The 13047-nt window shown below is 42.3% G+C and carries 12 protein-coding genes, 1 tRNA gene and 3 other RNA genes; 12 read left to right on the forward strand and 4 right to left on the reverse strand.

Annotated elements, in window-relative coordinates; translation table 11 throughout:
* Nucleotides 1-24: 24 nt before the first annotated feature.
* On the reverse strand, nt 25-204 hold the full coding sequence (locus tag EAE93_RS04470) for a type II toxin-antitoxin system HicA family toxin (protein WP_036805646.1): 180 nt from the start codon (nt 202-204) through the stop codon (nt 25-27).
* Between the two features lie 58 nt (nt 205-262).
* Here EAE93_RS04470 and EAE93_RS04475 point away from each other — a divergent pair.
* The 11 genes from EAE93_RS04475 to EAE93_RS04525 all read left to right on the forward strand — a co-directional run bounded on the left by EAE93_RS04475 (nt 263) and on the right by EAE93_RS04525 (nt 8536).
* Nucleotides 263-395, forward strand: a non-coding RNA gene (locus EAE93_RS04475) — RtT sRNA.
* Between the two features lie 164 nt (nt 396-559).
* Nucleotides 560-704, forward strand: a non-coding RNA gene (locus EAE93_RS04480) — RtT sRNA.
* A gap of 163 nt (nt 705-867) precedes the next feature.
* Nucleotides 868-1012, forward strand: a non-coding RNA gene (locus EAE93_RS04485) — RtT sRNA.
* 150 nt (nt 1013-1162) lie between these two features.
* Nucleotides 1163-1247: transfer RNA gene (locus EAE93_RS04490), tRNA-Tyr, on the forward strand.
* A gap of 370 nt (nt 1248-1617) precedes the next feature.
* On the forward strand, nt 1618-2523 hold the full coding sequence (gene ltnD, locus EAE93_RS04495; protein ID WP_214039163.1) for an L-threonate dehydrogenase: 906 nt from the start codon (nt 1618-1620) through the stop codon (nt 2521-2523).
* Complete coding sequence (gene otnK, locus EAE93_RS04500) at nt 2523-3800, forward strand: 3-oxo-tetronate kinase (protein ID WP_214039164.1); 1278 nt, start codon at nt 2523-2525, stop codon at nt 3798-3800. Before ltnD ends, otnK begins: the two co-directional genes overlap by 1 nt.
* Entirely contained in the window at nt 3793-4431 is a 639-nt protein-coding gene (gene otnC, locus EAE93_RS04505; protein ID WP_036805634.1) for a 3-oxo-tetronate 4-phosphate decarboxylase, read from the forward strand. The genes otnK and otnC overlap by 8 nt, the downstream gene beginning before the upstream one ends.
* Before the next feature lie 22 nt (nt 4432-4453).
* Nucleotides 4454-5230 carry a 2-oxo-tetronate isomerase gene (otnI, locus tag EAE93_RS04510; protein WP_214039165.1) on the forward strand — a complete coding sequence of 259 codons (777 nt, stop codon included), beginning with the start codon at nt 4454-4456 and terminating at the stop codon, nt 5228-5230.
* 12 nt (nt 5231-5242) lie between these two features.
* Nucleotides 5243-6010 carry a DeoR/GlpR family DNA-binding transcription regulator gene (locus EAE93_RS04515; RefSeq protein WP_110090739.1) on the forward strand — a complete coding sequence of 256 codons (768 nt, stop codon included), beginning with the start codon at nt 5243-5245 and terminating at the stop codon, nt 6008-6010.
* A 172-nt stretch (nt 6011-6182) separates the two neighbouring features.
* A complete protein-coding gene (denD, locus tag EAE93_RS04520; protein ID WP_105394768.1) occupies nt 6183-7148 on the forward strand; it encodes a D-erythronate dehydrogenase in 966 nt (321 codons plus the stop codon).
* 2 nt (nt 7149-7150) lie between these two features.
* Nucleotides 7151-8536, forward strand: a complete 1386-nt coding sequence (locus tag EAE93_RS04525) for a GntP family permease (RefSeq protein ID WP_214039166.1) — start codon at nt 7151-7153, stop codon at nt 8534-8536.
* A gap of 190 nt (nt 8537-8726) precedes the next feature.
* Here EAE93_RS04525 and EAE93_RS04530 read toward each other — a convergent pair whose 3' ends face one another.
* A complete protein-coding gene (locus tag EAE93_RS04530) occupies nt 8727-9074 on the reverse strand; it encodes a type II toxin-antitoxin system HicB family antitoxin (protein WP_214039167.1) in 348 nt (115 codons plus the stop codon).
* Between the two features lie 746 nt (nt 9075-9820).
* On the opposite strand from EAE93_RS04530, the gene EAE93_RS04535 reads away from it, so the two are divergent.
* Complete coding sequence (locus EAE93_RS04535; RefSeq protein WP_040148745.1) at nt 9821-10657, forward strand: S1 family peptidase; 837 nt, start codon at nt 9821-9823, stop codon at nt 10655-10657.
* 93 nt (nt 10658-10750) lie between these two features.
* Here the strand turns inward: EAE93_RS04535 and EAE93_RS04540 are convergent, their stop codons facing one another.
* Together EAE93_RS04540 and EAE93_RS04545 are read right to left on the reverse strand one after the other, a co-directional pair.
* Entirely contained in the window at nt 10751-11683 is a 933-nt protein-coding gene (locus EAE93_RS04540) for a YwqJ-related putative deaminase (RefSeq protein ID WP_214039168.1), read from the reverse strand.
* 175 nt (nt 11684-11858) lie between these two features.
* Nucleotides 11859-12878 carry a cytotoxic necrotizing factor Rho-activating domain-containing protein gene (locus EAE93_RS04545; RefSeq protein ID WP_036805615.1) on the reverse strand — a complete coding sequence of 340 codons (1020 nt, stop codon included), beginning with the start codon at nt 12876-12878 and terminating at the stop codon, nt 11859-11861.
* Nucleotides 12879-13047: the final 169 nt, after the last annotated feature.

The raw sequence follows: 13047 nt of genomic DNA on the forward strand, positions 1-13047 counted from the left end.
TAGTGCAGATGCAGATAAGGGGGCTTACAGCCCCACTTGCTTCTGTATTTTCCTAAGCAATCCCACTTTGATTTCCTGTTTGGGATGTGGAATTGTCAACAAGTCATTACGTTCAGGGTGTTTAAAATGATGATGACTCCCGTTGATTCTTACCAGTACCCACCCTTTTTTCTCAACTTCTTTGATTAAATCTGCACTTCTCAAATCAACTCCTATCCGTTTAACCTGGCAATAACAATAACTCCAATAACTCCAAATATCAATAAAAAATAACCTCGATAACCCTATTTAAATTAGGTTCGAGTTGAGCGCAGCGAAACAACAATGCGGCGCTTGCGACGCGTTGGCCCGCAGGGCGAGGAACGCAGTGACGAGTAATCCTTCCCTCACCACCAGCAAACAGACTACTTAATTTGCTCACAACAAGATCAATAAGGCTGGAAAATCAGCATATAGTCACTTATTTTTCAATATATGCTTTACAGTAGCGGTTCATCTGATGTGATTCCGGCCGCTGTTAACAACAGTGATACTTCTCAAAATCGGGTGGGGTTCCCGAACAGCCAAAGAGAACAGACGGTAAATCTTCCGTCACAGACTTTGAAGGTTCGAGTTGAGCGCAGCGAAACAACAATGCGGCGCTTGCGACGCATTGGCCCGCAGGGCGAGGAACGCAGTGACGAGTCATCCTTCCCCCGCCACCAGCAAACAAACCACTTATTTGCTCACAACAAGATCAATAAGGCTGGAAAATCAGCATATAGTCACTTATTTTTCAATATATGCTTTACAGTAGCGGTTCATCTGACGTGATTCCGGCCGCTGTTAACAACAGCGATACTTCTCAAAATCAGGTGGGGTTCCCGAGCGGCCAAAGAGAACAGACGGTAAATCTTCCGTCACAGACTTTGAAGGTTCGAGTTGAGCGCAGCGAAACAACAATGCGGCGCTTGCGACGCGTTGGCCCGCAGGGCGAGGAACGCAGTGACGAGTAATCCTTCCCTCACCACCAGCAAACAAACCACTTAATTTGCTCACAACAAGATCAATAAGGCTGGAAAATCAGCATATAGTCACTTATTTTTCAATATATGCTTTACAGTAGCGTTTCATCTGATATGATTCCGTCCGCTGTCAACAACAGTGATACATTTCAAAATCTGGTGGGGTTCCCGAGCGGCCAAAGGGAGCAGACTGTAAATCTGCCGTCACAGACTTCGAAGGTTCGAATCCTTCCCCCACCACCACAAACATCCTTCAAGCCTTACAAACAAGCCCAATAAGAACGCATTCCTCATTTGGGGAAAAGTCGAGAACCTTCGTCAAGGTTCAAATCGTCATCCACAGCCCCAGACTAACTAACACCTCTAAAAGAACTCAACTAAACGCGCTTACCCACCTTAGTGTGCTCTCACAACCCTATTTTCTATCACACCATTATGTGAAACCTAACATTCCACAATCACCCAACATAAACCATATAAATCAAACAATTAAAATAAAAACCATCTTCAAACAGCAGGCATTCTAATGTGATAACCATCGTGTATTTGTGAAATTTCGTGTGAAATAATTATAAAAAATAACAAATTATAACAACAACACCAGGGAACCATCATGAACCAATCAACACAAAAAATAGGAATTATAGGATTGGGGGCTATGGGGATGGGAATTGCCCGCGCGTTAATACGCGCGGGTATTCCCACATATGGATTTGATTTAAATCCAAAAGCCTGTGACCAGCTTCTGCAAGCGGGCGCTAAAGTAGCAACAAACAACGCAGCAAACTGGGCATCAGAGCTGGATGCTATCCTACTCGTCGTCGTCAATGGCGCTCAAATAGAAAGCATACTGTTCGAAGGCGAAACACCGCTAGCCAACCAACTAAAACCCGGTACGATCATTGTGCTTCACAGTACCGTTGCCGCAGGACAAGCTAAAGATTTTGCCCATCGTCTTAACCAATACAACCTCAACATGCTGGACGCACCTATTTCAGGTGGCGCACTGAAAGCCGAACAAGGCCAACTTACTGTTATGGCTTCTGGTGAGCCAGCATTATTTGAACAACTAAAACCCGTATTTGATGCCACCACCGAACGCCTCTACCATGTCGGAAATGAAATTGGTCAAGGATCTACCGTTAAAACAATCCATCAATTACTTGCAGGTATACATATTGCAGCCGCCGCAGAAAGTATGGCATTGGCAGCCAAAGCCGGTATTTCCCTAGAATTGATGTACGATATTGTAACCCACGCTGCCGGTAACTCTTGGATGTTTGAAAACCGCGTTCCCCATATTCTGACGGGAGATTACACTGCCAAATCCTCTGTCGATATTTTTGTCAAAGATCTGGGATTAGCATTAGAAACAGGTAAGGATCTGAAATTCCCATTACCATTATCAGCCGCTGCCCATCAAATGTTCCTTGCCGCCAGTAACGAAGGTTTCGGCCAATGGGATGACAGCGCGGTGATCAAAACATTTAAAGGCATCGCTTTGCCGGAGAAAAAATAATGACCATTAAATTGGGCGTTATCGCCGATGACTTTACCGGCGCAACCGATATCGCTGGTTTTATGGTGCAAAGCGGCTGGCAAGTCGTCCAGCTACTAGATACGCCTGATGAAAATACCGCCATTCCACAGAACATTGATGCTATTGTTATCAGCCTGAAAAGCCGTTCCTGCCCGATAGACGAAGCGGTAAATAACGCGGTGGAATCCTGCCGTTGGTTACGTCAGAAAGCCGGTTGTCAACAAATATTCTTCAAGTACTGCTCAACTTTTGACTCCACCAGTAAAGGCAATATTGGACCGGTCACCGATGCCCTGATGGATGAACTGAAAACAGACATCACGCTGATCTCTCCTGCCCTCCCGGTTAACGGGCGAACAGTTGTACATGGACATCTATTTGTTAATGGTCAACTACTTAATGAAAGCGGCATGCAGCACCATCCCGTAACACCCATGACAGATGCCAATCTGCTACGTCTAATGGAACAACAGGCTCAGGGGAAAGCAGATCTGGTGGATTTGGCATGTGTACACCAGGGAGAACAGGCAATCCGCGAACGAATAAATCATTTACAGCAACAAAACATACGTTACGCGGTAACAGACACTCTCTCCATGAATGACTTACTGCCTATTGCCAGAGCGGCATCAGAACTGAAATTAATCACTGGGGGTTCCGGCCTTGGCGCTGCCCTTGCCAGCACCGACACCGGTAAGCCATTGATGCCATGCCAACTGGAAGGGGCAACCCCACCCGCCGAGAATAGACGCACTGTGATCCTTTCCGGCAGTTGTTCCGTCATGACCAACAAACAAGTTGCCCTGTACCAGAAACTGGCCCCTGCTAAGGCCCTGAATATTGATTCATGCATCAAAGATCCACAATATGCCGAAAAACTGGTCGCGTGGGTTATTCAGCAATCCCAAAACCATCTGGCACCCATGCTATACGCCACTCAACCCCCGGAAACATTACAGAAAATCCAACAACAATACGGTGCCGCCACTGCCAGTGAAGCAATAGAAAACACCTTCGCCAAGGTTGTAAAAAGCCTGTGTCAGCTCGGATTCAATACCTTTATTGTCGCAGGCGGCGAAACCGCCGGTAAGATAGTACAAAGTCTGGATATCAAACAGTTCAATATCGGGGCACCAATCGCCCCGGGCGTACCTTGGGTACACGATCGACAACACAACTATTGGCTGGCATTAAAATCAGGCAACTTCGGCAATATTGATTTCTTCCTGCATGTACAGGAGATGTTTCATGAGTGAACAAGCACTACGGATAGAATTAGTCGAATGGGCTCGCTCAATGTTCTACCGGGGTTATAGCAGCGGCGGCGCAGGTAACATCAGCGCCAAACTGGAAGATGGCGCGATCATCATCACACCGACCAACTCCAGTTTTGGCGACTTGCAAGCCGACCGCCTGAGTAAGCTGGATGCGGAAGGCAACTGGCTATCCGGTGACAAACCCACCAAAGAAGTTTCCATGCACTTGGCAATGTATCGCAACCGTCCCGAATGCCATGCGGTGGTCCATCTACATTCCCCTTGGTTAACCGCCCTTTCCTGCCTACCCAATCTGGATAAAAGTAACTGTCTGCCACCCATTACGCCCTACTATGTGATGCGAGTTGGAAAACTGCCCTTGGTCAAATACCTACCACCAGGAGATGAAAGAATCGGCGAAGAAATTGCGAAGCTGGCCGCAAAACACAACGCAATCCTCCTATCCAACCACGGACCTGTTGTCGGCGGCAAAACTTTACGGCAAGCTTTTTTCAATGCAGAAGAATTGGAAGATACCGCACGGCTCTATTTAACGTTACTGCCACATGGCTTCACCACATTAAATGAAGAGCAAGTACAAGAACTTGAAACTCGTTACCCCAAGAACTGAGTAAACAAACAAGGAATTCATCATGGCTAAATTTGCGGCAAACTTGAGCATGATGTTCAACGACGTACCTTTCACAGAACGTTTTGCCCGTGCAGCTAAAGCTGGATTTAAAGGCGTTGAATACCTGTTTCCTTATGAAGTGGCAGCGGAAGAACTGGCTGCCCTATTAAAACAGCATCAATTAACCCAAGTTCTGTTCAACATGCCCGCCGGAAACTGGGCCGCGGGAGAAAGAGGGATCGCCTCTATTCCTGGTCGTGAAAAAGAATTTGTCGAAGGTGTACAAACCGCGCTGAAATATGCACTGGCGCTGAACTGCAAGCAAGTTCATGCGATGGCAGGAAAACTGGATGCCCAATTTCTGATACAACAACGCGAGTGTTATATCAGCAACATTCAACATGCCGCTGATGTGATGGCAGAACATAACATCAACGTATTAATTGAACCGATTAATACTCGTGATATGCCAGGTTACTTTCTGACGACTCAACATCAGGCTGAAACATTACTTAAAGCCATTGACCGTCAAAATGTTTTTATCCAGCTAGATCTTTATCACTGCCAGATTATGGAAGGAGATTTGCTCCGCACCATTGAGCGTCTATGGGGTAAGTTCAATCACATCCAGATTGCCTCCGTGCCCGACCGCCATGAGCCGGATAGCGGCGAGGTGAACTATCCGTGGCTATTTAACAAACTAGATGAAATGGGCTATCAAGGGTGGTTTGGCTGTGAATATCACCCCGCTGGTCACACAGAAGATGGTCTGAATTGGTTGACCAAAGTACAGAAATAATCAGGAGAAAATATGCTTCCATCAGAGCGTAGAGACTTTATTTATCGTTACGTACATGAATATCAGACAATTTCCATCAGTGCGCTGGTTAAACTGATGAATGTCTCACATATGACAGTACGGCGGGATATTCACACTCTGGAGGAGGAAGGAAAGGTCGTTAGCGTCAGTGGCGGCGTGCAACTTAGTGATGTTTTACGTCAAGAGTTGCCCTGGAATGAAAAAGCCCGGCTTAATCATCGTCATAAGCGGGAAATTGGTCACTATGCGGTATCTATGGTTGAAGATGGACAAGTGGTCTATCTTGACGCCGGCACCACCACGTTTGAAATTGCCAGGGTTCTGGCTGAGCGTTTTAACCTCACTATCATCACGAACGATTTTTCCATTACCCAATACCTGATGAACAAACCCCAATTAAATCTGTTCCATACCGGGGGACAGGTAGATAAGAGAAATCATTCCTGTGTTGGCCCTATCGCCGCTATGTTGCTTCGCAACTTAAATGTGGATATTGCCTTTATTAGCACCAGCTCATGGGATCTGGAGCATGGAGTCTCCACGCCGCATGAAGAAAAAGTTTTAGTCAAACAAGCAGTATTGGAAATCGCCCGCCGACGTGTTTTGGTATCTGATAGCAGTAAATATGGCAAATACGGCATGTTTCGCGTCTGCCCGCTTTCAAGTTTGGATGATATTGTCTGTGACAGCCAGCTTCCACCGAAAGTGCAGCAACAATTACGAGAACACAATCTGATATTGCATACCGTCAACGTATAAGGATATACCCTATGGATTTCAAGATGCATCGCGACGGCAAGGGAACGAATCCCCGGGAGAATAGAAAACTATGTGACCGGGGTGAGTGAGTGCGGCCAACAAAGAGCCAACTTGAAGGATAACGGGTATAAGAACCCTATATAACCAAAGCTATTAAACAAGGAGAGTCGCAATGAAAGTAATCATCACTGGTGGAGCCGGTTTTCTGGGTCAGCAACTAGCCAGCGCTTTACTAAACAACCATCAAACATTAAATTTCGACCAACTCATATTGACCGATATTCAATGTCCTGTATCACCGGTTAACGATCCCCGCGTCCAATGTCTGGCACTGGATTTAACTCAATCAGGAGCCGCGGAAAAACTGATCGATGAAAACAGTGCGGTACTATTCCATCTCGCTGCCATTGTCAGTAGCCACGCTGAAAGCGATTTTGATCTCGGTTTGCAAGTTAACTTTGATGCTACTCGCAACTTATTAAACGTTGCACGGGTCAAAAATCCACAATTGAAATTTATTTTCACCAGCTCTTTGGCTGTATTCGGCGGAGAATTACCCGCAACCATTACCGAACAGTGTGCGGTTAATCCTCAATCATCCTATGGCGCACAGAAAGCCATGTGTGAATTGATGATTAACGACTACTCCCGCAAAGGATATGTCGATGGCCGAGTTCTCCGTCTACCGACAATCAGTATCCGTCCCGGGAAACCAAATAAAGCAGCCTCCTCTTTTGCCAGTGCTATCATCCGTGAACCTCTGCACGGAGAAAGCAGCATCTGCCCGGTTTCCCGCGATCTTACTTTATGGCTTTCCAGCCCTGAAACCGTGATCCGCAACTTTATCCATGCGGTTCAAATTCCGGCGGAAAAATTTGGTCTTTCCCGTACAGTTAATTTACCGGGTATGAGTATCACGGTTCAGGGCATGATTGACGCATTGGCAGAAGTTGCCGGGCAGAAAACAGTGGAACTCATCCGCTTCGAACCAGACGAAAACATTAACCGTATTGTTGCCAGTTGGCCGGGTCACTTCGATATCAGTCGTGGCTTATCACTGGGTTTTCATGCTGATAATACTTTCAGTGATGCAATCCGGGCTTTTATCACCAATAACTTGTCCCTATCTGGAGGCTAATTATGGAACTCTACATTCCGGTCATTGGTCTGGGTGTAGCCGTATTTACGTTGATCTTTCTGGTGCTACGTACCCGTGTTCATGCTTTATTAGCAATGCTCATCGCAGCGGCGATCGCCGGGCTATCTGGTGGCTTAACCGCAGCAAATACCATTGATGTTATGACTAAAGGCTTTGGCTCCACACTGGGCAGTATCGGCATTGTTATCGGTCTGGGAGTCATGATGGGACGAGTGCTGGAAGTTTCCGGCGCCGCGGAACAGATAGCCTACAGCTTTATCAAATGGTTAGGTAAAAAACGCGAAGAGTGGGCATTAGCGATCACCGGCTATATTGTCAGTATTCCGATTTTTGTCGACTCTGCCTTTGTTATTCTCTACCCACTGGCAAAGGCACTCGCTAAAAAGGGAAAACGTCATCTTCTAACACTTGGCGTGGCGCTGGCCGGAGGGTTGGTTGTTACCCACCATACTGTTCCGCCAACACCGGGGCCACTGGGGGTTGCCGGCATTTTTGGTGTAGATGTCGGCGCCATGATGTTAACCGGTATGGTTCTGGCAGTGCCTTGCGTTATTGGCATTGTATTTTATGCCAAATGGTTAGCAGTAAAATATCCTGAATTTCAACCCATTGATGAAGCAGAAGAAGCGCAAGATCTACAAACAATCCACCAACGCTACATGGAAGAAAAGGCGAGCAAACCGCTACCGAGCCTATTTTTCTCCCTGTTGCCGATTATCGTTCCTATCGCTTTAATCTTCATTAAAGCCATTAATGGCCTGTTATTAAACACTGAAACTTTTACTGGACAAGAAAACAACTTCTATTTCCAAGCATTTGATTTCCTTGGCGCACCGGTTATTGCCTTAGCCATCAGTGTATTGTTGGCGGTTTATACCTTGATGCCAAAAGTCAATAAACATGAAGTGATTGATCGTCTGGAAGAGGGTTTACAGGCTGCCGGTATTATTTTGTTGGTGACAGGAGCGGGCGGTGCGTTAGGTGCGGTACTGCGTGAAAGTGGTACCGGCACCATTCTAGCGCAATATATAGCCAATCTCCCCCTAACACCGGTATTGATTCCATTTATCATTGCGACACTGGTTCGCTTAATTCAAGGTTCCGGCACTGTGGCAATGATTACCGCTGCTTCTATTTCCGCGCCAATTATTAGTCAAATTCCGGGGATCAACATGCTGGTTGCCGCACAAGCAGCAACAATGGGCTCGTTATTCTTCGGTTATTTTAATGACAGCCTATTCTGGGTCGTTAACCGTATGATGGGAATCAAAGATGCCAAACAACAGATGATAGTTTGGTCAATACCAACCACTATTGCATGGGCAATTGGCTTATGTGGCGTCATCATTCTGGATCTGGTGTTATAAACACCAAATCATTAGCTAAATTACCATTTAGCCTCTTTAAAAATAAGAGGCTAAATTAATACATTGATCATACTATAACCTATTATAAAATTTCATTTATCAATTATCGAGGTATCCATTTTCCAGTGCTTCTATTAGATCAAAAACCTGGCCCGATGATTAGATCTTTGTCATTAATCTAATGGGGCTATTAAGATCCCACATGACGTTTACTGACTTCATTTTCTAGCGCTTGATTCACGAAAGCATTAACCGTCACATCTTCTTCAAGTGCTAATTCTGCAATTTTTCTATGCAATTCTGGATTAACTCTAACATCAAAAACCCCTTTGTATGGCACATCAGGGTTTTTATTTAATTCCTTGCAGTCTTGCAAATACAAATCAATTGAGATCTTAAATTCATTTTCCAATTCTGCAATTGTTTTGGCTTCATAAGTCACCAAATCGCGGATATATTCCAATTTACCAAAAAGAGTATTGTTTTCCAGGTCAAATTCAATTGTACCTAAATAACCTTTATATTTTAAATATTTCATATCAACCCCACTTCTTTTAGAGTCTGTTTCACCGCTTTTAATGTGCTACCTTTAATGTAATTTTCAGGATGAGGGCGGTGCATTAAAATTGTGTGAATCAATGATTGATTGAAGAATCGTACCTTTGAACCTTGCTTTTCTTGTTTCTCATAATTTAATAGACTTAATAACACAACAAGTTTAGACCATTCAAAAGTTTTTTGGCTATTAAGAAACTTTTTTATCAGTTTCTCCGCTTTACTTATATATTCGTCCTTTCTCTCAAGGATGTAACTAATGATAGTTACATAAATCAAGTAAATCAAGTTTCTTGTGCAACAAAATGGCGTTAATATCCTTCAGATCGATTAAATGATACCATTATTATATATCTTCATAATATCATTCAATAAAATTGCAATATAATATTATATATTTAATATTTTTCTATTCTTCTTGACACTATTAATTTCAATAATATTTTTAATTACCAAAAATAAATCATGCATTTAATACAATCCAATTAAACAATAAGATATAAGATTACCCACACTTGCTTATTAATAATATTAAAATAACCTTATCCATATTGTAAAACCCCAAGTCACTCAATAACAAACATTTATTTAATTCGATTTTAAATAATAAAACCCCATTAACTATAAATGAGGTATAAATATGCACATAATTGTTATTCTACCAGGCCGTATTGATATAGTATATGATGGAATTTTATCTCTATCATCATATTATACAAGGATTATATTATGAAAGAAAAATTGCTTTTCATTATGGCTTTTATCAGCACGATCTCATTCTCATCGATGGCATATAGCGCCGAAGAAATAGAGATAATAAACGGTGAGCCTGCCGCATCGAATGAATTCCCATTCTATTCGGCACTTAATACAAAAGATGGAAACATTGAAGGGCATCATTGTGGCTCTATATTAATCAATAAACGTTGGGTTTTAACAGCAGCTCACTGTGTTGAAGATGATAATATTAAATCCACAATCTATGTAGGATTAGAAAGGTATAAACCGACACCAATATATAAAGATAAAGTTGATATTGATAAAATAATTATTCATCCAAACTGGTTTACATCGCCAGAGAATATTCAGCATAAAACGGGAACAAAAAAAGAAGCACGAAAACGAGGACAATATGATATAGCGCTAATTAAGCTCAACCGAGATACTCATAGTAACGCATTTGCGAAACTCAATGGAATAAACGAAAACATTGAACTACCCGTTGGTACAGAATTAACGGTTATTGGTTTTGGCAGGACGGAAAGCGTATTAACTCCAGATATATTAATGAAAACCAATGAACATATTCTTGATGATAAGAAATGTATCGAAGTTCCGCCAGGATATCCTGATACAAATTATGATCCCAAGATAAATATTTGTTCTGGCAATCCAAATGGCGGTGTCGGCGGCGGAGATTCAGGCGGGCCATTAATGGTTAAAACAAATAACAACGACTATTTAGTTTCTGGATTAGTCTCTCGGTCACTGTTAAAACCAGCAGAACAGTTTACTAAGGTCAGTTTTTTCAATAATTGGATACTCGAAACCATGAAAAATAATTAATTCCTATTAAACCAATCTTAGCATAAAAAGTTCAATAAGAAGCAAGTAATATGCCTGAGAAGTGAAATACTCAGGCATAAAAAAGATCTTATTTTATATTGGTGACTCTTGCGATTTTTTATATCGAGATAATGTTGATGAAAAATTACTTCCTGCACTTTGCACTTTTCCTGTAATAACATTGACCGGTGATGACAATATCCCCGAACAGTTATGACAAGCGGCAAAATCATCTCCAGCTTGTTTTGTTGTTAATCGCTGAGTAAAAATAGATGATTTCAACATATCCCGCATATACTCCCCTATTTTCCGACTCCCAACAGCTTCCCCTGCCCTTTCATCTTCTAAAGTCAATAAATTATTCAGTGCTTGTACCTCTGCATGCAAACCAGCAATACCCGCCATCGTCGGTAATATATATTGATTATTAATAATATGATTTCTGATCAAAGATTCTACTACAGGGTGCAAAGGGTTTTCCTTACCATACATCTCTCTTATCCCTGAAATAAAGGCTTCAATATCAGTGATCTTATAAGCTTCGGCCTCGTCACTTTGTTGCATTTTCCATTCTTCTTTATCTTTTACTATTGATAATTTCGGACGTTTAATCAAGCTAATACCCGGGAATAATCTTCCATACGCTAAGTTTCTATCATTATCCTTAAAATTGACAAATTCATCGTCATAATCGCCATTATGCACATATCCTGCATGAGCAGCGAAATCTTGCAGAGATTTTTTTGAATAAATAAAATTTCCACCAGAAACACCATCCTTTTTTAAACCCGGTTTAGAGAATTTACGCTGCTTTGCAGGTTTCAATTGCCCAAACTCTTGCGAAGCATTGAGAATTAATCGCGTTTTACTCTTAAAATCACCAAATTCAGGAGTCTGTTTCTTATAAGCTGACATAACTGCTTTTACATTAGGTAATTCCAAATGTAATGCGTCCAACAATCCTTCATTTGGAGCTTTACTTTTACCAAATTTAACTGCTTTTTCGCGAATATCATTCTTGAACATTTCTACGCTCTCTATAATAGCTGAACTTGTGATACCTGATATTATTATTTTATGCCAAACAACATTGCCATGTTTTTTTTCGATCTACAAAATAAATCAATCAATTTCTGACAAATCAGATAGTAAAAAATATTGCTAAATTTAAATAAAAAAGCTGTTAAACAAATCTACTATATTATAACAACCGTTTTTTGAGTGAATTAATGACCTCAATAGTATTACCTTTCTTGCCGGGTGAAACAGTAGCATCTTCCGACAATACTTTGACATTCATCTTTCCTTTATCATCCCTAGCCAACAGCGCATAACTATAGCCAGCCCTAATAGCAGGTTTTTCAGGCTTCATTTCGTCATAGTTAAAAACGCCAACATTCTCTGCCTCATTATCAATCACCACGCCCGGTTTACCCATATAGGTAATGACACTCTGATCATACTTTGCAAATATATTCACCAGATCGTTATTCTGTTCGCCAACCGTCATCGGCTCGCTGTCCGGCGAAAGGGCTTTATGGCTCTCATAAGTAGCAACAACACCCTGCCGACCTGTTTTCCATTCATTATCTCCGGGTCTCTGTCCCGTATGATAAGCAAAAAAATAGCCATCCTTCACGGCATATATCATAGTACAACCACTCAATGCGCCAGACGTAACAATAACCGGATGTCCCGCTTGAATATCCTTCAAAGCAATTCTAATCCCCACGGTTCCCGATGCGCCATTCACCACATTAATCCCGGTAATATTGGGGTCCAGCGTATTTTTTCCCCAATGCACTCCTATCGCTCCTGAACCCGATTCTGATGATGTAACTTGATCACCAAGAAATCCCATCACAACATCATGAAAAGGATTTTCCTGACGGGGAACGTTATTTCTCAAAGGTATTGCCTGTGCAAGTTCCCGATTACTGTCATAACGATGGGCCACGACAGGCACGTTAATTGGCGCCTCTTCACTCCCCACCAATAACCCTTTATTCCTCAACGGGGAAATATATCCCTTATTAAGGCTTCTATCCGCAAGAAATTGCTTCAATCCTTTGGTTTGCCTGCTTTTATAACCTTCCCCAGACTCACTCTCATTATTTAAAAGCTCAAGATGTCCACCAGAAGAACTTGATAATGGCGACTGCGTGGCACTATTTCTAGTACGTTGTGTGGATATTGTTTGAGGATTAGCATGTTTTAACATTAATAGGCCCACTCCACTATATTGGTTAAATTGGTTAAATTGGTTAAATTGGTTAAATTTATTACATCTAAGATTTTGATTTACCTAATATTATTTTCGCAATCCTAATATAAACATCTGAATAATACAATTCACTCTGGTTTACTAAATTTTCTGTCATAATTATCAA

Source organism: Photorhabdus akhurstii, assembly GCF_018448925.1.
Classification (GTDB): domain Bacteria; phylum Pseudomonadota; class Gammaproteobacteria; order Enterobacterales; family Enterobacteriaceae; genus Photorhabdus; species Photorhabdus akhurstii.